This window comes from Bradyrhizobium diazoefficiens, from assembly GCF_016616885.1.
Lineage (GTDB): Bacteria > Pseudomonadota > Alphaproteobacteria > Rhizobiales > Xanthobacteraceae > Bradyrhizobium > Bradyrhizobium diazoefficiens_F.
In genome coordinates this window covers 5,885,924-5,905,758 of sequence record NZ_CP067102.1, presented here as the reverse complement: position 1 = coordinate 5,905,758, position 19,835 = coordinate 5,885,924, and the positions used below count along the sequence as shown (strand labels likewise).

Here is a 19,835-nt window from a genome sequence, read left to right as displayed (position 1 = left end):
CATGATGACGTTACCGCGACTGGCGGCTGAATCCCTGGAGAAGCTGCTGGGCACGTTCATGCGGCGTCGGTACGGCGATGCTCCAGCAAACATCATCGAGAGCGCCACCCGCACCACGATGGAATGGATTGGCAATAGCGATGCGCTCTATCACAATGTCGAGCACACGATGCTCGTGACGTTGGCGGGCCATTCCATCCTCAGTGGCCGATATCTCCACACCCACCTGGAGGCGGATGACTACGTTCATGTGCTGATCGCCTGTCTTGCCCATGACATCGGCTACGTGCGCGGCCTGTTCGAGGAGGATGACGAGGACGGCTTCGTGATCGATGCGGCCGGCACCAAGGTCTCGCTGCCGCGTGGGGCATCGGATGCCAGCTTGATGATGTATCACGTCGATCGCTCGAAGCTCTACGTGACGCGGCGGCTGCGACATATTCCTGGGCTCGATCAGGAACGCATCGCCCGCGCCATCGAGGGGACGCGGTTTCCGGCTCGGGAAGGCCATGAATACGACGACGATGCCTCGATCCTGCGCGCTGCTGACTTCATCGGGCAACTCGGCGATCCCAACTATTTGCGCAAGGCCAATGCGCTTTACTATGAGTTCGAGGAGGTCGGCATGAACCGCCAGCTCGGCTACGATTCGCCCGCCGACATCGTGAACCGCTATCCGCAATTCTATTGGAACAGCGTCGCACCGCACATCCAGACCGAGATCGGCTATCTCAACAAGACCGAGATCGGCCGGCAGTGGATCGCCAATCTCTACAGCAACGTCTTCCGCGCCGAACGCGACATCTCGCTGTCAGGGCCGCAGAGGTAGCGGCGGGCTGCAATAGCGAGCCACGGAATGAAGTTGGTTCGCAGAGAATGGCTTAGCCATGCAACAAAAATTCGTCTCGACCGACATCCTCGACATCGCCTATCTCGATTATGGCGCACCGGATGGCTGGCCTTGCATCATGGGCCACGGCTTTCCCTATGACGTGAACGCCTATGCCGAGGCTGCGCCGCTGATCGCGCAGGCTGGCGCGCGGGTGCTGGTGCCGTGGCTGCGCGGCTACGGGCTGACGCGGTTCCGGTCGGCTCAGACGTTGCGTTCCGGCGAGCAGGCGGCGCTCGGCGCCGATCTGCTCGCTTTCATGGATGCGCTTCGCATCGAGCGTGCTGTGGTTGGCGGCTATGATTGGGGTGGCCGCGCGGCCTGCGTCGTCTCGGTGCTGCATCCCGAGCGCGTCGTCGGGCTCGTCTCCGGCAATTCCTACAACATCCAAAATATCGCGCGTTCCATGGAGCCGGCCTCGCCGCCGGAGGAAGCGGCGCTCTGGTATCAATATCTCTTCCACAACGAGCGCGGCCGCCGTGCGCTGGAGCGCAACCGCCGCGGGTTTGCCCGCCAGCTCTGGTCGATGTGGTCGCCGACATGGCACTTCGACGACGCCACTTTCGAGAGGAGCGCGGTGTCATTCAACAACCCTGACTTCGTCGACGTTGTGATCCACTCCTATCGCCACCGCTATGCGCTGGTCGAAGGCGATCCCGCCTATGCGGCGATCGAGGCGAAGCTTGCCCAACAGCCGCCGGTCCGCGTTCCCACGATCGCGATCGACGGCGACAGCGACGGCGTCGATCCCGGCACCGCGCATCACGCGCGCAAGTTCGAGGGCTTTTTCGAGCGGCGCGTGTTCGCCGGCGCCGGGCACAATCTGCCGCAGGAGCGGCCCGTCGAGTGGGCGCAGGCCGTGGCGGACGTGCGGAAAGCGGGCCGAAAAGGCAACGCATCCGATTTTTCCTGATCTCGGGAACCTTTTCCGATTGCAGCCGTCCAAGCTGTGGGGCCGCTTCTGTCTGCGGCTTGTTGCAGGGGAGGTTTTCGATGACGTCACAAGCGCGCAGGCTGGAACGCGTCGCGGTCGCGCAGGCGCCGAGCGACCGGCCCGACAAAGCAGAGGTCGAGCAGGCGATCAGGACCATGATCCGCTGGGCCGGCGACGATCCCGCGCGCGATGGTCTGCGCGAAACGCCCGATCGCGTCGCATGCGCCTTTCAGGAATATTTCTCTGGCTATGCGCAGGATCCGAGCGAAATCCTGCAAAAGACCTTTGAGGAGATCGAAGGCTACGACGAGATGATCGTCCTGCGCGGCGTTCGCTTCGAAAGCCATTGCGAGCACCACATGGCGCCGATCGTCGGCCGCGCCTGGGTCGCCTATATCCCGCAGGGGCGCGTGGTCGGCATCTCAAAACTCGCGCGGCTCGTGGACATCTATGCCAAGCGTCTCCAGATCCAGGAGAAGATGACCGCGCAGATCGCCAACACCATCAACGACGTGCTCAAGCCCGAAGGTGTCGGCGTCATCATCAAGGCGACACATCACTGCATGACCACGCGCGGCGCGCATAAGCCGGGGACCGATCTCGTCACCAGCCGCATGCTCGGCGTGTTCCGCGACAATGCGCTGACGCGCCAGGAATTGCTGGGGCTGGCCAATTCGGACGACTGATCCGCAAGGAGACAATGCCATGACCGAGGACAAGAAGCCGGGCGGACCCGACCTGACCAAAGGCGTAGCGCTCGCTGATTTCAAGGACGGCAAATTGCTCGGTCATGTCGGCGACGAGGACGTCTTGCTGGTGCAGGCTGGCAGCGAGATCTTTGCGATCGAGCCGTCTTGCAGCCACTACCATGGCCCGCTCGCCGAAGGGCTGGTGGTCGGCGACAGCATCCGCTGCCCCTGGCATCATGCCTGCTTCTCCTTGCGATCGGGCGAGGCGACCCGACCACCAGCGTTGAATGCGCTGGCGGTGTGGGACGTCACGCGCGATCGCGACAACATCATCGTCCAGCGCAAACGCGAGGCAACGAAACCGTCCACAGCCCATCGCAGCGCGCCGACGCCGGAAAAATTCGTCATTGTCGGCGGCGGTGCGGCCGGCTTTGCGGCGGCCGAGACGCTTCGCCGCGAGGGATTTGCCGGCGCCATCACCATGCTCAGCAGTGACGGCGCAATGCCAGTCGACCGGCCCAACCTCTCCAAGGACTATCTCGCCGGCAATGCGCCGGAGGACTGGCTGCCGCTGCGCGGCGAGGACTATTACCACGACGCCGGCATCGATCTCCGGCTCAACACCAACGTCTCCGCGATCGATCCGAAGACGCGCAGCGTCACGCTGGGCAATGGCGACAAGCTCCCGTTCGACCGGCTGCTGCTCGCCACCGGTGCGGAGCCCATCAAGCTCCAGATCCCCGGCGCCGACCAGCCGCATGTCCACACCCTGCGCTCGGTCGCCGACAGCCGTGCGATCATCAAAGCCGCCGGCAGCGCCAGGCGCATGCTGGTGATCGGCGCGAGTTTTATCGGCCTCGAGGTCGCGGCGTCGCTTCGCGCGCGCAAGCTCGAGGTGCATGTGGTCGCACCCGAGGAGCGGCCGATGCAGCGCGTGCTCGGGCCTGACATGGGCGACTTCGTTCGCGCGCTGCACGAAGAGAATGGCGTCAATTTCCATCTCAAGGACACCGTGGAGAAGCTCGACGGCACCCGCGCGACGCTGAAGAGCGGCAGCGTGATCGAGGCCGATCTGGTTGTGGTCGGCATCGGCGTCAAGCCGCGCCTTGCGCTCGCGGAGCACGCAGGGCTTGCGGCCGATCGCGGCGTCAGCGTCAGCGAATATCTCGAGACCAGCGTCGCCGGCATCTTCGCGGCGGGCGATATCGCGCGCTGGCCCGATCCGCATTCGCGGCATACCATCCGCGTCGAGCATTGGGTGGTCGCGGAGCGGCAGGGCCAGACCGCCGCGCGCAACATGCTCGGCAAGCGCGAGCGTTTCGACGCCGTGCCGTTCTTCTGGAGCCAGCATTACGACGTGCCGATCAACTATGTCGGCCATGCCGAGAGCTTTGACGACATCGCGACCGACGGCAGCATCAGGGATAAGGACTGCCTGCTGAAATATCGAAAGGGTGGCCGTGTGCTGGCGGTCGCCTCAATTTATCGCGATCTCGAGAGCCTCAAAGCCGAGCTCGACATGGAGCGCTCGCGCGCTTGATCTGCGTCAACGCTGTTGGCCGCCGGGGCTGCTGTGCTGGCTGTCGTCCCGGCACGATGTGTGCTATCCTGAGATGTGCTCGTGGGCTTCACATGCAGGAGTAGCCGTCATGACAAGCGCTTCGGAAACGTCCCCCAATCTCGGCCTGGGCTCAGGCATTGCCGCATTGCACGCCAAATGGGGCTGGATCGTCGCTCTCGGCGTCGTCTATCTCGTCGCTGGCTTCATCGCGCTCGGCAGCATAGTGATGGCCACGGTGGCGAGCGTGATCGTGGTCGGTGCGATGATGATCGTCGCGGGGTTCACCGAGGTGATCGGCGCCTTCCAGATGAAGAGCTGGGGCAAGTTCGTGCTCTGGGCCTTGCTCGGCGTGCTCTACATCATCGCGGGCTTTCTGACCTTCGAGAACCCGTTGTTTGCAGCAGCGCTGCTGACCTTGTTCCTCGGCGCCTCGCTGCTCGCCTCCGGCGCTGTGCGGCTGTTTCTCGCCTTCAGCATGAAGCGCGAGAGCCCGTGGGTCTGGGTGGCACTGTCTGCAATCATCACGCTGCTGCTCGGCCTGTTGATCCTGGCGCGCTGGCCGGTCAACAGCGTCTACATCCTCGGCCTGTTCCTCGGCATCGATCTCATCATGGCCGGTGCCGGCTGGATCAGCCTGGGTTTCAGCCTGCGGCGCCGCTGACCAGCAATTCGTTCAACACCACGCAGTTCGACGGCAACGACTGGGTCGTGGCGAGCGAGGTCCTGCGCGTGACGTGACGCGCGGCGCCGTGCGCTCGGTTGCGGACGTTGTGCAATGGGCCCTCTACCGCTGAGCGCGTAAGACTCCGGGGTATTGAGACCCGAGCCCCAGGGGTCATTTTGCTGACGCAATCCCTGTCTTAGACGGCGGCAACTAAAACACTGTGCGGGACCACCTGGTTCCCGCAACGGTTCCATCGCCAGGGGTGGCACGAATCCGCAAAAGATCGGCACAACGCGTCCGCGTTCGCTTGTCCATGTTTTGCGGCATCGGGAACCGGATCATCGAAAATCAAAGGAGATATGATGGTGTTCCGCTCGAGCGCCGCAATTTGCGGCGCCCTGGTTGCGCTTGCCGTTTCCGTTACCGTTGCCCGTTGCGAAACAAGTGGGGTTCATTCAAGCGCCGTCGTCGACGCCGCCTCTGGCGATGTGATCGTTGGCGCAGCATCCACGTACAATCCGTTCAAGCCCGGCAAGGAGGAGGGCGGCCCGAGAACAGCCTCCGGCGAGCGTTATGATCCCTCGGTCTGGACTGCTGCCATCAAGACGAGCTTGCGTCGGAAATTTGGCGGGGTCCAATTTGGGGCGAGACCGAAATATGCGCTGGTCGAGGCCGTCGGCAAGAAGGTCATCGTCAAGATCAATGACGTGGGGCCGCTCAGGCCCGGCCGCATCATCGATCTGAATGAGCGGACGATGCGCCATTTCGATCCGAGCATGGAGCTTGGAGTCATTCCCGACGTCGCGGTCAGACCGCTGTCTGGCGACGATTGGACGCCTGGGCCGGTCGGCTGACGGCGTGACGTCGCGGCGCAATCCCGTTCGCATCGCGCCAAGACCGTGGGTCTGCGCGGCCCTGGTGCAATTTTAGTGATGGTCCCAGGGAGACCGCTCGCGTAGTGTCATTCGCTAAGCCCACGCAGTTGCTCCATGCCTCCGATCTTTACCCATCGCCTCCGCCGCTCCATCAGGGTCGTTTCAGTCCGCTGGCGAAGACGCCTAACCTTCTTGATCGGCGGCATCGCGGTCGGGGCCTCGGCCGTCGCTCTGGCCAAGTTAGCAGACTGGGCGCAAGTCGCGTTCGCCTACCTGCTGTCGGAATCGCGCTACGCTGCAGTCCTGGTGACCCCGCTCGGGTTTGCGCTGTCCGTCTATCTGACGAACCGCTTCTTTCCAAACTCGCAAGGTAGCGGCATCCCACAAGCGATTGCCGCGCGCCAGCTCACCGAGCACGCAGCGCGCAAGAAGCTCGTCTCGATCCGCATTGCCGTCGGGAAGGTGTTGTTGACGCTCCTCGGGCTGCTTTGCGGTGCGTCGGCGGGCCGGGAGGGGCCGACCGTGCAGGTCGGGGCTTCCGTCATGTTCGCCCTTGGCCGCATGTCGCCACGCCGCCAGCCGGGCCTGATCCTGGCCGGCGCTGCGGCCGGGGTCGCAGCCGCATTCAACACGCCGCTCGCGGGCATCGTGTTCGGCATCGAGGAGATGAGCAGAGCCTATGAGACCAGGACGAGCAGCCTGGTCATCGGCGCTGTGATCGCGGCAGGCCTGACCTCGTTGGCCCTGGTTGGAAACTACGATTACTTCGGTAGCAGCTCGACGATGCTGCGAAACGGCGCGGACTGGCTCGCCGTGCCGTTATGCGGCATCGCCGGCGGATTGGCGGGTGGCGCGTTCAGCAGGCTTCTCATCGAGGTCGCGCGCGGATTGCCTGGCCGGCTGGGACCACTGACAAAGCGATATCCTCTGCCGTTTGCCGCGGCATGCGGCCTCGGCGTTGCCCTTTGCGGCCTGGCCTCTGGAGACATGATCTATGGCACCGGCTATGCGCAAGTGAAGTCGGCGCTGGAGAGCGACATGCCGCTTCCCTGGGATTTCGGGGTGTTGAAGCTCGCTGCGACCGCGCTTTCCGCGATCAGCGGCATTCCCGGCGGGATCTTCTCGCCTTCGCTCGCCGTTGGCGCCGGCATCGGCACGAACATCGCTCATCTGTTTCCGGACGCCCCGCTCGGTGCGTTCATGTTGCTCGGAATGGTCTCCTATTTTGCCGGCGTCGTGCAGGCTCCGATCACGGCTTTCGTCATCGTGACCGAGATGACCAACAATCACGCCATGGTGGTGCCGTTGATGGCCTCCGCATTGATCGCCCAGGCAGCGTCGCGCCTCGTGTGCCCTGAAGGCATTTACCACGCGCTCGCCAAGGGCTTTCTGCGAGCGCACTCCACGGAAGTCCCTGCGCCGTAATTGCCTTCGACCTGAGCGTTCCCTGCACCTGCTCAAGCCTTAACACAACGCAGTCGCGTGACGGCTTGTGGCAGCGAGGCCAGGAGCAGCACGAGGCAGACGCAGAACAGTACGATGTCCTTGAACAGGAACTCGCCCGCCAGATTCCAGGCCATCGGGTCGGTCGAGATGCTCCATTTCACGACTCCAGGGGTCGTGAAAAAGAACGACCAGGTGACGGCGAATGTCACCACGCCCATGAACGAACCCAACGCCGACAGGATCGGGCTGAATGCGCCGGCGGCGAGCAAGCCTGCGATCACAAATTCGGCGACACCGAGGAAATAGGCTTCGCCTCTAAATCCAAAGATCGACAACCATGAGACAAAAGGACTGTTGCTGATGAATTGCACGATGCCTTGCGCCGACTGAAGCGTGAACTTCTGCATGCCGAACGACACGAAGATCACGACCATGACCCAGCGCAAGATGGACAGAGGTCGATAGGATCCCGCCCCATCTTCTGCAATGTGGAAGGTCGTTCTCGTCAGCTCTCTCATTTTTGCCAGCCTTTGTGATGATGCGTTGCTGGCTCTACGGCGGCGCTCCTCGGCTCGTTACGTGCGCTCGGTCGGTTTCAGTTCACGGTTATGTGCGGCGCGGCCGGGCCTCGATGACACAAGATTACAGTTGGTCGCAGGAATATTTGATCCCGAGGCGTAATATTCCCCGGCGCGGCCCCGAATACGCTCTTGGGCTGAACTGAATTGCGGAGGACGGATATGCTCGGAGAGGTGATCGTCATTGGGGACCTCAAGCTGCGGGATGGCGCTTCGCGTGAAGAGTACGATCGCCTGGGCGAGCGCATGTATGGAATAGTCAGCGCCATTCCGGGATTCCTGTCGGTGAAGTCGTTCAAGGCGGATGACGGAGAGGAGGTCACCGTCTTTCGCTTTGCTTCAGAGCAAGCGCTCGAAAGCTGGCGCACCCAGCCCGACCATGTCGAAGCCATGAAGCGAGGCCACGCTGAATTCTACGCCAGCGGATTTTTGCAGGTCTGCAAGGTCATCCGCGAAGTTGGACCGTTTGAGCACGGGTAATGCCCTGACGGCCAACGAAAAACTGCCGCCCCAAAAGTCTCAAATGCCGTTTTGGCACAAACTGCACAGGCTTGCGGCCCTGTCATGGGGGCATGGGCAGCGAGCTGATCGTGCGTGTGGTGACCATTGCGGCCGGTGTTTTCACCGTCGTCGCCGTGTCCGCGCTCTTATTGTTCAGCTATTGATCTATCTCAACTGGCGCGCCCCAAGCGGGTGTTTCCTGTCATGGCAGGACATGCGAACGGGGTGCAATAATGCGGCCGTGGGCTTTGCATTTGCTGGTTTGGGGGCTGACCGCCATCGGCCCGATAGCCATCGCTTCCATGATGCTCTGAGACCGTTGGTTTGCGACGGCCCATTGCAGGTCGCGGCATGCCGATGGATGATGAGGCATGACAGGTCGGCAACCCATCCTCATCGTTTTCGGCGGCCTTCCGGCGACCGGAAAGACCACGCTCTCGCGCGAGCTGACGAGACGGTTTGCTGCGACCTATATCCGCGTCGACGCGATCGAGCAGAGCTTGCGTGCGGCGGGCCACGAAGTCGGCCCGATGGGCTACGTCATCGCCAATGCACTGGCGGCCGAGAACCTGCGGCTCGGCCGCGTGGTTGTCGCGGATTGCGTCAATCCGGTGTTGGCAAGCCGCGATGGCTGGCGGCAAACGGCCATGCAATCATCGGCGCGCATCGCCGAGATCGAAGTGATCTGCAGCGACGTCGCTCTGCACCGGCAGCGCGCAGAAGTGCGCACGTCCGACATCGCCGGCCTCAAACTGCCGACCTGGCAGAACATCGTCGGCCCGCATTATGAGCCGTGGGATCGCGACCATCTGGTGCTCGATACCGCCCATGATTCGATCGATCGCCTGCTCGAACGCGTCGAGATCTATCTTCGCGACGGGATCGGGTGATCTGGTTCCGCTCCCGCGCGACATATTGTCAGCGCCATCTCGTCATCATCCGTTCAAAATGCGTTGCTAGTTTCCTGTCTGACGATTGGTCCGCCGGATGTACGTGGACTGCATCGCGAGCCTCGGCCCTCGTGCCGGGGCTTTTCGTTGTCGAAGCACGCATCAGCGCGGCTGTTCGCGCTATCGCTCGCGACTCCGCAGGGTCCCGATCAGCCGCCCAACCAGGTCGTCGATCTTGCGCAGCGCCGTTGGCGGATCGAGCAACTCGATATCGTCCACGTTCCAATATTCGACACGGTGGGCGACAGCAGCAAAGCGGCGCTCGATCATGGGGCGATGCTCGGCATCCTTCAGCGCGACCACAAGCGCCGCTTGCGCAAAGTCGTCGACAGTGCAGAGCACCGGGTTGCGCGTAGCGCCTTCCGGCGCGACGCCTTTCGCTTGCAAGGCATTCAGGGTGTAGGGCGACATCGGCCCCACGTTTTCAGGAAAGAGATTTTCGGCGACCGCGCGCGAGAAGGCGTGCCATTCCAGTCGTTCGACCCCGGCCTGATGGTTGAAAATCTCCTCGGCATAGCGGCTTCGATAGTAGTTGCCCGTGCAGAGAAACAGCACGCGACTGGTCTTGTTCATCAGACAATGCTTCCGTGATCGATTTCAGGCGCGGATCGTGCGATCGAGCGATATCCCCGTCTCGCGGATCATCATCTCGTCATCCTGATCCTGCCGGCGGAGCGTTACGCCAATCCTAACGCTTCATGAGTGCTGATGCTCAGTCAAAGTAACTTTGAGCCTGAGGATTTAGGTCGCCATCCAGGCATCGTCGGATGGTTTCCGCTCCTGACCGGCAGCGAAGGAGCAGCGCACGGTGCTGAGGTCTGTTCAGCGAGGCATGGCGGACTAGATATACTTCGGTTGATATACTCCGGTTGAGCCCTTCGCATTGTGACCCGCAGCGGACGTTCGATGTTGAGCCGAGATGGCCGCGGTGCTACGTCTCCGACTACATCATTCCTGTGAGGTCTGATGCGGGCGGGCGACCAGGCTTACGGACTGCCGCCCACCATTTGGAAATTGGAATACTTGAAGCCATTGGCTCCGCCTCCGGACGTTTTTCAAAATCGGCCGGGAAATGTTCATGGACGTCATTTCCCTCCGTTCTTCCCATTGACTCGGAGGCGGGCTTTTTCTGTCAAACGCTACGAAAAAGCGTTTCGCCATGTCTTTTCTGATAGGCCGAGCCCATTGCAGGGCAGGTAATGATCGCAGAGCAGGTAATGATCGTTCGAGCGCCGGACGAGTGTATCATTACGTCCTGGCTTCCCTAATATGTGCAACTTGCGGTATTCAATTCGTAAGCACCGCATCGGCTCAATGCGCAGCCCGCGATGTGTTGCAGAACCAGCTAAAGTTCAGGCCGCGCTCGGCCCAAGCGTCCCAACAGCCTATCAAGTCCGCCCGCGATATTGCCACATGGAAGACGATTGCAGTCGGCTCCTTCGCTGACTCGATAAGTCTGCGCAATGCGCTGGATGGTATGGGCTGCAATGTCGGTGGGCAGGCCGCCGAAATCTTGGCTCGGCCGGCGTTCAGTGTCAGCTCTCAAGAGATAGATGTAGAGCTTGTCATCGTATCTCCGGCCCAGCTTGGACTCACGTCCGATACCGTGCCCTTGGCCAACATTTACGCACGCGCTCGACAGCTCGGCTTTGAACTTGCTGCGGCTGAGGTCGGCCCGCAATTGCGTATCCAGTACTTCGACCAGCCCATGGGCGAATTTCTCACCATCGGAATGAATCCAATCAAGACGTGGGGTGGCGAGCTCGTCATTTTCAATGTGGCAAATGGCGGAGCCGGACTGATCCTAATCGGCCAAGACGGCAGAGCCGGAGCGGAGATGCCAGCAGCAACTCGTTTCGTTTTCGCTCGGTCTCATCACCCCGCACCGGGTGCCGAGCTCGTCGAGGGGGCAGAAACATTGTTAGCACCGATCGCTGATTGGTAGTCCGCTTCTGGCCCGCTGCTGACGCGCCCCGACGAGGTGGCAATGTTCGCTTGCGGGGTCGGGCGGACGTGCCTTCGCCGGTTGATCGGATTCGCGAGAGCCGCTCACTCGAGGAGGCGTTTTCGGTGACAGGCCAAGCGTCCACCGCCGCCATGATGCCATCATGCCAGTGCTTTGCCCGACGCGTCAAATGGATTTCGTAAAATCCGCAAATATCCGGGCTCGGTCCGTCAAGCCATTGATTTGGCTCACCCCGTCTACTGTGCATGGGGTTGTTTTCGAGATTTTGCTGGAAGCGGGCACACTTCTGGCGTCGCGGGCGGCGGCCGCGCGATCATCCCGCCTTTGCGATGCGGCTCTCGGCGGCGTCCGAGCGCAGGTTCTGGAAGAACTTTTCGACCTCGCGCGACAGCGTGTCCGCCGTCGCAGTCAGGCTGCTTGCGGCCGTCAGCACCGAGGCTGCCGCCGTGTCGGTCTCGCCGATGGCGTCGCGGAGCGAGGTGATGTTGGCGACCAGCGTCTCGTTGCCCTGGGCTGCGCTTTGTGCGTTGGAGGAGATTTCGCGGGTGGCCTGGTCCTGCTGGCCAACGGCGCCGGCGATCGCTGAGGTGACCTCGTTGATCTCGCGCACCGCGCCGCCGATCTCGCGAACGGCTTCGACCGCGTTGCGGGTGGACGACTGGATCATCGCGACGTTCTCGCTGATGTCCGCGGTCGCCTTCGCGGTCTGACCCGCCAGCGCCTTGACCTCGTGGGCGACGACGGCAAAGCCGCGGCCGGCGTCGCCGGCACGTGCAGCCTCGATGGTGGCGTTGAGCGCGAGCAGGTTGGTCTGCTCGGCGATCGTCTGAATCAGGGTCAGCACGCCGTCGATGCGCTGCGTGGCGGCGGCGAGGCTCTCGATCTCGGCGATCGATTTCTCGGTGCGCTGGCCAGTCTGCTCGACCGCGCCCGCGGACTGCCGCACCTGGCGGCCGATCTCTTCGACGGATGCCGACAGCTCCTCGGCGGCACCTGCCACTGCGGTGACGTTGTGCGAGGCCTGCTCGGTGGCGTTGGCCGCCGTGCCGGCGCGGCTGTTGGCATCCGCGGTGACGCGGGTGATGGTCTGCGCGGTCTCGCGCATGACCGAGGCGTTGTCGCTGAGGCCGCGCATGATCGCGCCGATCGCCTCGCGGAACGCTTCGACGGACTGCTCGATGTGATGTGCGCGCTGCTCGCGCGCCGCGGAATCCTGCGAGACCTGCGAGGCGAGGTTGCGGTTGCGGCCCATCGCGTCCTGGAACACTTCGATGGCGCGAGCGAGCGCGCCGATCTCGTCGGCGCGGCCGGCGTGCGGCACCACGACGTTCTCGGCGCCGTCGGCGACCTGCTTGATGGTCGCGGTGATCGCGGCGAGCGGCCGGGCGATCGAGCGGGCGATAATGATGATGCCGATCACGACCAGCGCCAGCGCGACGCCGCCGAGACACGTCAGCACGAAGGAGAGCGTGCGGTTGGTCTCGGTTTCCTGGGCGATCTGCCTGGCGCGCCCGGCATAGACCTTGGAGAGCGCCTCGAGGTCCTTGTTCAGCGCCGAGCGCACGGCGCGGTTGGCGTCGTTGTCGCCCCATTCGCGGCCCGCGGCTGCGTTGATCTCGACGCCGCGGCGCACCAGCTCCTTGCGGAAGTCGACGAACTGCTCGATGCGCTTCTTGAAGGTGGCGAACTGCTCGGCGTCGTCGGCCTTGACGATGCTCTCCCATCCCTTCACCACGCCCAGGATCTGCCCGTTGAACTTGAGCAGGCCGTCGCCGTATTTCTTTACCACGGCCGGTTCGGTCGACATGTAGACGCCGCGCGATTCCATCACGACCGCGTAGACCAGCGAGTTGACGCGCTCGACGTTGAGCGCCGCCGCATTGGCCGTCTCGATCGCGCTGGTCAGCTCGGCGCCGCGACGGCTGTTGTAGTCGGACAGCATCGAGATCGCTGCGGTGAGCAGCGCAAACAGCGCGAAGATCGCATAGAGCTTGGTGGCCAGCGAGAAACGGCCCGCCAGGCCGGCGGCATTCCCAGATCGATTGGATGTCATGGTGTTCGGGGCCCGAATGGCGAGGTGTGGCCGGACAGCTCGGTTTTCTAAAATTGATGCAAAACTATGCAGAATGAAGATGGACGCTGCGTTAACGCGCCCGTTGGCCCCCTTCGCCCTTGGTCGAAGGAAAGGTAAGATATTTCAGCGTCTTGATCCCAAGGTATAGTTTCGGGATCGCCGCGAAGTCGGTCATTGGCCGACGAACCCCGGAGGGGCCCTTGATCTACCGCCACACGATCGACGCCACGACCTACACCTTCCCCGATCTGCGCGACCTCCTCGCCAAGGCGACGCCGCCGCGCTCCGGCGACCGGCTCGCCGGCATTGCCGCGGCCAGCGCCGAGCAGATGATCGCCGCGCGGATGGCGCTGGCGGATGTCCCCCTCGGACAATTCCTTAACGAGGCCGTCATCCCCTATGAGGCCGACGAGGTCACCCGCCTCGTCATCGACAGCCATGACGCCAAGGCGTTTGCCCCCGTGGCCTCGCTGACGTTAGGGGCTTTCCGCGACTGGCTGCTGTCGGACGCCGCCACGCCGGAGGTCTTGCGCAAGCTCGCGCCCGGCATCACGCCGGAGATGGCGGCCGCGGTGTCAAAGCTGATGCGCAACCAGGACCTGATCCTGGCGGCGCGGAAATGCGAGGTCGTCACCGCCTTCCGCAACACCATCGGCCTGAGGGGCCGGATGAGCACGCGGCTGCAGCCCAACCATCCCTTCGACGATGCCAGGGGAATCACCGCCTCGATCCTCGATGGCCTGCTGTTGGGGGCTGGCGATGCCTGCATCGGCATCAATCCGGCGAGCGACGATCCGGCCGTGATCGCGCAATTGCTGCTGTTCTTGGACGAGATCATCGCGCGACTGAAGATCCCGACGCAAGGTTGCGTGCTGACCCATGTCACCACGACGCTGGCGCTGATCGGGCAGGGCGTGCCGGTCGACCTCGTCTTTCAGTCGGTCGCCGGCACCGAAGCCGCCAACCGCAGCTTTGGCATCGACCTCGCGCTGCTGAAGGAAGCGCAGGCGGCCGGGCTGTCGCAGAAGCGCGGCACGGTCGGCGAGAACGTGATGTATTTCGAGACCGGGCAGGGCTCGGCGCTGTCGGCGGGCGCCCATCACGGCGTCGACCAGCAGACCTGCGAGGCGCGCGCCTATGCGGTGGCCCGTGCCTATGCGCCATTGCTGGTCAACAGCGTGGTCGGCTTCATCGGTCCGGAATATCTCTACGACGGCAAGGAGATCATCCGGGCGGGGCTGGAGGACCATTTCTGCGGCAAGCTGCTCGGCCTGCCGCTCGGCATCGATATCTGCTACACCAACCATGCCGAGGCGGATCAGGACGACATGGACAATCTCCTGACGCTGCTCGCCGCCGCCGGCGTCACCTTCATCATGGGGGTGCCGGGCGCCGACGACGTCATGCTGAACTACCAGTCCACCTCCTTCCACGACGCGCTCTATGTCCGCGACGTCTTCGGTGCGGCCCGTGCGCCCGAGTTCGACGACTGGCTGGTCCAGACCGGACTTGCGGGGGCCGACTTCCGGCTTGCCGGCGACCCAGGCCTGTTGCCCGATTTCGCCTCCCGGCTGATCGCGTGACCAGAAAAGTCGCAAAAATCTTCCCCTCACCGGCATGAACCGGGGAAACCATTGGCGCGTCTCATGAATTAGTTCGGTGCCACAATATTGAGGAATTCCGGTAGCAGCGTTACGTTATGTTTCTGGAGACCTCGTCAGTACCGTTCGTAGAACGTGATTGGGGGAAGTTCGATGCGCGCTGAAAGCAACGGAACGAGCCGGCATATTCTCTGCGTCTTCCCGCGTTACACGTCGTCCTTCGGCACCTTCGAGTACGCCTATCCGCTGACCGACGGCGTCCGCGCCTTCATGCCGCCGCAGGGCCTGCTGTTGCTCGCGGCCTATCTGCCGAAGGAGTGGCAGGTCAAATTCGTCGACGAGAACCTTCGCCGCGCGACGAAAGAAGAGTTCGAATGGGCGGAGGCCGTCTTCGTCAGCGGCATGCACATCCAGCGCCAGCAGATGAACGACATCTGCCGGCGCGCCCATGAGTTCGACCTGCCGGTCGCGCTCGGCGGCCCCTCGGTCAGCGCGTGCCCGGACTATTACCCGTCGTTCGACTACCTCCATGTCGGCGAGCTCGGCGACGCCACCAATCAGCTGATCGAGATTCTTTCGCGCGATACCTCGCGTCCCGAAAGCCAGGTGGTGCTGACGGCCAAAGACCGCGTGCCGATGACGGAGTTTCCGATCCCGGCCTATGAGCTCGCTGACGTGAAGCGCTATTTCCTCGGCAGCATCCAGTATTCCAGCGGCTGCCCCTATCAGTGCGAGTTCTGCGACATCCCCGGCCTGTACGGCCGCAACCCGCGCATCAAGACGCCGGAGCAGATCATCGCCGAGCTCGATCGCCTGCGCGAATGCGGCATGACCGACACGGTCTATTTCGTCGACGACAATTTCATCGGCAACCGCAAGGCGGCGATGGACCTGCTGCCGCATCTGATCGCGTGGCAGAAGAAGACCGGCTACGTGATGCGGCTCGCCTGCGAGGCGACGCTCAACATCGCCAAGCGCCCGGAAATCCTCGAGAAGATGCGTGAGGCCATGTTCCTCACCATCTTCTGCGGCATCGAGACCCCTGATCCCGACGCGCTGCACGCGATGCACAAGGACCACAACATGATGGTGCCGATCCTCGAGGGCGTGCGCACCATCAACTCCTACGGCATGGAGGTCGTCTCCGGCATCATCATGGGACTCGACACCGACAAGCCGAATACATCCGATGCGTTGCTGGCCTTCATCGAGGAATCCCAGATCCCGCTTCTCACCATCAACCTGCTTCAGGCGCTGCCGAAGACGCCGCTATGGGACCGTCTCGAGCGCGAGGGACGCCTGGTCGACGACGACGGGCGTGATTCCAACGTCAACTTCCTGCTGCCTTATGACGAGGTCGTTGCATCCTGGAAGCACGCGATGGCCGTGGCCTACGAGCCCGAGAATGTCTATGGGCGCTTCCAGTATCAATGCGACCACGTTTATGTGCATCGCCTCAAGGTGCCGACGCCGGACGAGATGAAGACCTGGCCGAACATCCGGCGCGGCCTCATCATGCTGCGCAACATCTTCTGGAAGGTCGGCGTGCTCGGCGACTACAGGCGCGTATTCTGGAAGTTCGCGCTAGGGCGCATCAGACGCGGCGATATCGAGGGCCTGATCGGCTGCACCATGATCGCGCATCATCTCATCACCTTTGCGCGTGCGGCATCGAGCGGCAAGCAGAACGCGTCGAACTATTCGATCCGGCTGCGCGAAGCGGCCGTTCCCGCCGAATGAGCGACAAGCCCGTTCCGGCGCGCCAGACCGTCGACCTGAAGTCGTTCACGCCTGCGCGCGTCGCGCTCGGGCGCAGCGGCGCCAGCCTGCCGACAAAGCCGCTGCTCGATTTCACGCTGGCCCACGCCCGCGCCCGCGATGCCGTGCACGCCGCCTTCGATGCGCCGGGTCTGGTTGCCGGGGTGAGGGCGCTCGGCCTCGGTGCCACCGAGGTCACGAGCCGGGCCGCCGATCGCAGGGATTATCTGCGCCGGCCGGATCTCGGACGCCAGCTCGATGCCGGCTCTGCCGCGGCGCTGGCGGACGGTGCCAGCGCGCCGTGCCAGCTTGCGATCGTCATCGGCGACGGGTTGTCGGCCGCCGCGGTTCATGCTCATACGGTCGCGCTGCTGCAAAGCCTGCTGCCGCTGCTCGGCGAGGACGCCGCTGTCGCGATCGGCCATGTCGTCGTCGCCTCAGGCGCGCGGGTTGCGCTCGGCGACGAGATCGGGGCCATTCTCGGCGCCCGCATGGTTTTGATGATGATCGGCGAGCGGCCAGGCCTGTCCGCACCCGACAGCCTCGGGGCTTATCTGACCTTCGCGCCGAAGCCCGGACTGACCGATGCCGAGCGCAACTGCGTGTCAAACATCCACAAGGCTGGGTTGAGCTATCGTGAGGCAGCCCTCAAGATAGCCTGGCTGGTCCGCGAGGGACTGGCGCGGGAGGTCACGGGCGTGGCACTCAAGGACGAGAGCGCCGACCGTGCGCCGCGTCGAATTGGCACGGCTTTGCCCGAATGACGGGCATTCCGGCAAAATCGCCGCATCTTGATCGATTTGGAGACCCTTGGCGTGCTTGCGAGAAGGGTGATTGACCTGCTAAACCGCTGCCGGCGATTTTCCGCGCATTTTCAAAGGGCAAGCCTCCCATTGGCATGGCGTTTTCAAGCCGTTCGCGGGGCGCAATAAGCTCACAGACCGAGCCGATTTAGGAACTGGACAAGGCATGCTCGAAAAGCACCGCGAGAATGAGGTTCATGTCGACAAGGTCGAGCAGGGGCCTGCAACCTCCATCGCCTTCGGGCTGGAGCGTCTCGGGCTGATTGCGGTCCGGGCGCCGATCGTCTCCTGCATCATCCTGCTCGTTCTGATCGTCGGTGCTGTGTTCGGCATTTATCGGATCAAGATCGACGATTCGCTGTCGCAGCTGTTCCGCTCCAACACGCGCGAGTTCAAGCAGTACGAAGAGGTGACGAAGAAGTTCCCGGCCGAGGAATTCGACGTCCTCGTCGTGGTCGAGGGCAAGACCCTGCTGGCGCGGAACAACCTCGAGAAGCTGCGCGATTTCATCACCGACATGCAGCTGGTCGAGGGCACGCGCGGCCTGGTCTCGCTGTTCTCGGCGCGCCAGGCGCCGGCGCCGGGCAAGCTGCCGGCCGCATTGTTCCCGGCCGAGCTGCCCGAAGGCGCGGCCTATGACCAGTTCATCGAGACCGTCAAAAACAACGAGATCATCCGCGGCAAGCTCTTGTCCGAGGACGGCACGCTCGCGCTGATCGTGCTCTCGCTCGATCCGCAGGTGGTCGCCTCGAGCAAGCTCACCAAGACCGTCGGCGACATCCGCGCGCTGATGAAGGAGGATCTCGGCGACACCGGGCTCAGCGTTCAGCTCTCCGGCGTGCCGGTGATGCAGCTCGAGATCCGCAACGCGGTCGAGCGCGACGGCCTCACCTACAACATCCTCGGCATTCTCGCCGGCTGCGTCATCGCCATCATCTTCTTCCGCAAGATCTCGTTCATGGTGGTGGCCGCGTTCCCGCCGATGATCGCGATCCTGATCGCACTCGGCGCGCTCGGCTGGGCCAATTTCAATCTCAACATGTTCCTGAACGTGATGACGCCGCTCATCATGGTGATCTCGTTCTCGGACTCGATGCAGCTCACCTTCGCCGCACGCGACCGGCTGATCGCGGGCCAGGACAAGTTCACCGCGTTCAAGAATGCGGTGCTGGTGGTGGGCCCGGCCTGCGTGCTAACGCACGGCACCGCCGGCATTTCCTTCATCGCGCTCCAGTTCTCCGACTCCGACCTGATCCGCAAATTCGGCGAGGCGGGCCTCGCCGCGACCATCATTGCGCTGATCACGGTGCTTTCGCTGGTGCCGGTGTTCGGCGTGCTGTTCGTGCGCAACGAAAAGATCTTTGCCGTCAAATTCCAGAGCGCGGACGCCGGCGTGCAGGCGTTGCGCAATTTCTGCTACTGGATCGCGGTGCGCATGGTCGGCCGGCCCGGCCTGTTCAGCTTGATTGCGGTGCTGTTCGTCGGTGGCCTTGGCGTCATCTACGCCCATCTGGAGCCGCGCTACCGGCTCGCCGACCAGGTACCGGACAAGCGCCAGGCGGTGGCCGCCAGCAATCGGCTCGACGCCAAGCTGACCGGCGCCAATCCGGTCAACGTGCTGATCCAGTTCCCCAAGGGTGAAACGCTCTACTCGCCGGAGACGCTGCAAACCATCGCGGACGTGCATGCGACCGTGGAGAAGGCGGCCGGCGTCGGCAATGTCTGGTCGCTGGAGACGCTGCGCCGCTGGCTGGCCGAAAAGGCCGGCAGCGACGACGTTGCGACTCTGGAGGAATATGTCAACGTCATCCCCGAGCATCTGGTGCGACGGTTCATCGACGCCGAGCAGGATGCGGTGGTCGTGGCCGGTCGCGTGCCGGACAAGGACTCCAGCCAGCTCTTGCCGATCGTCGACAAGCTCGACTCCGAGCTCGACGCCGTCCGCAAGAAGCACCCCGGCTACGAGGTTGCCGTCACCGGTCTCGCCGCCATCGCTGCGCGCAACTCGGCCGGCATGATCGAGAAGCTGAACCGCGGCCTTACCGTCGAATTCGCGCTGGTCGCGATCTTCATCGGCCTCGCCTTCCGCTCCTGGGTGGTGATGTTTGCCTGCATCCTGCCGGGCATCTTCCCGGTGGTGATGTCGGGAACGGTGCTGTGGGCGATGGGCGAGGGGCTGCAATTCGCCAGCGTCGTGGCGCTCACCGTCTCGTTCGGCCTGGGCTTGAGCGCCACCATCCACTTCCTCAATCGTCTGCGGCTGGAGAGCAGGCCAGGCGTCGGCTCGGCGCTTGCGGTGGAACGCGCGACCGTGCTGGTCGGCCCGGCGCTGATCCTGACCACGGTGGTTCTGGCCTGTGGCCTCGTCGTCACCGTGTTCTCGGACCTGCCGTCGCTGCGGCTGTTCGGCTGGCTCAGCGCCTTCTCGATGGTGGCGGCGCTGGTCGCCGATCTCTTCATCCTGCGGCCGACGGCGATGTGGCTGATCAACCTGCACGCCAAGCTTCAGGGCCCCGATAAGCCGGCGATCTGAGCGGGGTCATCAC

Annotated in this window: 17 protein-coding genes; 14 read left to right on the top strand and 3 right to left on the bottom strand. The window is 63.4% G+C overall.

What is annotated here, in order from left to right; all coding sequences use genetic code 11:
- The first annotated feature begins 1 nt into the window (after position 1).
- From JJC00_RS27510 to JJC00_RS27480, 7 genes are all read left to right on the top strand, one after another.
- The gene (locus tag JJC00_RS27510) at positions 2 to 829 is read left to right on the top strand and encodes a metal-dependent phosphohydrolase (protein ID WP_200468984.1); all 828 of its coding nucleotides are present in this window, start codon (positions 2 to 4) and stop codon (positions 827 to 829) included.
- 58 nt (positions 830 to 887) lie between these two features.
- Positions 888 to 1,802, top strand: coding sequence for an alpha/beta fold hydrolase (locus JJC00_RS27505; RefSeq protein WP_200468983.1), 915 nt, complete (start codon positions 888 to 890; stop codon positions 1,800 to 1,802).
- Between the two features lie 80 nt (positions 1,803 to 1,882).
- Positions 1,883 to 2,509: a GTP cyclohydrolase I FolE gene (folE, locus tag JJC00_RS27500; RefSeq protein WP_200468982.1), complete on the top strand. Its 627-nt coding sequence runs from the start codon at positions 1,883 to 1,885 to the stop codon at positions 2,507 to 2,509.
- Positions 2,510 to 2,528: 19 nt separating this feature from the next.
- The gene (locus JJC00_RS27495; protein WP_200468981.1) at positions 2,529 to 4,052 is read left to right on the top strand and encodes an FAD-dependent oxidoreductase; all 1,524 of its coding nucleotides are present in this window, start codon (positions 2,529 to 2,531) and stop codon (positions 4,050 to 4,052) included.
- Between the two features lie 109 nt (positions 4,053 to 4,161).
- On the top strand, positions 4,162 to 4,734 hold the full coding sequence (locus JJC00_RS27490) for an HdeD family acid-resistance protein (RefSeq protein ID WP_200468980.1): 573 nt from the start codon (positions 4,162 to 4,164) through the stop codon (positions 4,732 to 4,734).
- A 362-nt stretch (positions 4,735 to 5,096) separates the two neighbouring features.
- Entirely contained in the window at positions 5,097 to 5,591 is a 495-nt protein-coding gene (locus JJC00_RS27485; protein ID WP_200468979.1) for a septal ring lytic transglycosylase RlpA family protein, read from the top strand.
- Positions 5,592 to 5,726: 135 nt separating this feature from the next.
- Positions 5,727 to 7,037, top strand: coding sequence for a chloride channel protein (locus JJC00_RS27480; RefSeq protein ID WP_200468978.1), 1,311 nt, complete (start codon positions 5,727 to 5,729; stop codon positions 7,035 to 7,037).
- Positions 7,038 to 7,069: 32 nt separating this feature from the next.
- On the opposite strand, the gene JJC00_RS27475 is transcribed toward JJC00_RS27480, so the two are convergent.
- Positions 7,070 to 7,576, bottom strand: coding sequence for a DUF417 family protein (locus tag JJC00_RS27475; RefSeq protein WP_200468977.1), 507 nt, complete (start codon positions 7,574 to 7,576; stop codon positions 7,070 to 7,072).
- A 222-nt stretch (positions 7,577 to 7,798) separates the two neighbouring features.
- On the opposite strand from JJC00_RS27475, the gene JJC00_RS27470 reads away from it, so the two are divergent.
- Both JJC00_RS27470 and JJC00_RS27465 read left to right on the top strand, forming a co-directional pair.
- Positions 7,799 to 8,116: an antibiotic biosynthesis monooxygenase family protein gene (locus JJC00_RS27470; protein ID WP_200468976.1), complete on the top strand. Its 318-nt coding sequence runs from the start codon at positions 7,799 to 7,801 to the stop codon at positions 8,114 to 8,116.
- A gap of 392 nt (positions 8,117 to 8,508) precedes the next feature.
- On the top strand, positions 8,509 to 9,027 hold the full coding sequence (locus JJC00_RS27465; protein ID WP_200468975.1) for an AAA family ATPase: 519 nt from the start codon (positions 8,509 to 8,511) through the stop codon (positions 9,025 to 9,027).
- 180 nt (positions 9,028 to 9,207) lie between these two features.
- On the opposite strand, the gene JJC00_RS27460 is transcribed toward JJC00_RS27465, so the two are convergent.
- Positions 9,208 to 9,642: a low molecular weight phosphatase family protein gene (locus JJC00_RS27460; protein ID WP_246773947.1), complete on the bottom strand. Its 435-nt coding sequence runs from the start codon at positions 9,640 to 9,642 to the stop codon at positions 9,208 to 9,210.
- Between the two features lie 775 nt (positions 9,643 to 10,417).
- Here JJC00_RS27460 and JJC00_RS27455 point away from each other — a divergent pair.
- Positions 10,418 to 11,032, top strand: a complete 615-nt coding sequence (locus JJC00_RS27455; RefSeq protein WP_246773946.1) for a hypothetical protein — start codon at positions 10,418 to 10,420, stop codon at positions 11,030 to 11,032.
- Between the two features lie 334 nt (positions 11,033 to 11,366).
- On the opposite strand, the gene JJC00_RS27450 is transcribed toward JJC00_RS27455, so the two are convergent.
- On the bottom strand, positions 11,367 to 13,106 hold the full coding sequence (locus JJC00_RS27450) for a methyl-accepting chemotaxis protein (RefSeq protein WP_200468972.1): 1,740 nt from the start codon (positions 13,104 to 13,106) through the stop codon (positions 11,367 to 11,369).
- Between the two features lie 221 nt (positions 13,107 to 13,327).
- On the opposite strand from JJC00_RS27450, the gene JJC00_RS27445 reads away from it, so the two are divergent.
- The 4 genes from JJC00_RS27445 to JJC00_RS27430 all read left to right on the top strand — a co-directional run bounded on the left by JJC00_RS27445 (position 13,328) and on the right by JJC00_RS27430 (position 19,822).
- A complete protein-coding gene (locus JJC00_RS27445) occupies positions 13,328 to 14,710 on the top strand; it encodes an ethanolamine ammonia-lyase subunit EutB (protein ID WP_200468971.1) in 1,383 nt (460 codons plus the stop codon).
- Between the two features lie 171 nt (positions 14,711 to 14,881).
- Positions 14,882 to 16,468 (top strand): B12-binding domain-containing radical SAM protein, encoded by a 1,587-nt coding sequence (locus JJC00_RS27440; protein WP_200468970.1) that lies wholly within the window; start codon positions 14,882 to 14,884, stop codon positions 16,466 to 16,468.
- On the top strand, positions 16,465 to 17,250 hold the full coding sequence (eutC, locus tag JJC00_RS27435) for an ethanolamine ammonia-lyase subunit EutC (RefSeq protein ID WP_200468969.1): 786 nt from the start codon (positions 16,465 to 16,467) through the stop codon (positions 17,248 to 17,250). The genes JJC00_RS27440 and eutC overlap by 4 nt, the downstream gene beginning before the upstream one ends.
- Before the next feature lie 205 nt (positions 17,251 to 17,455).
- Positions 17,456 to 19,822: an efflux RND transporter permease subunit gene (locus tag JJC00_RS27430; RefSeq protein WP_200468968.1), complete on the top strand. Its 2,367-nt coding sequence runs from the start codon at positions 17,456 to 17,458 to the stop codon at positions 19,820 to 19,822.
- The last annotated feature ends 13 nt before the right edge of the window (positions 19,823 to 19,835 follow it).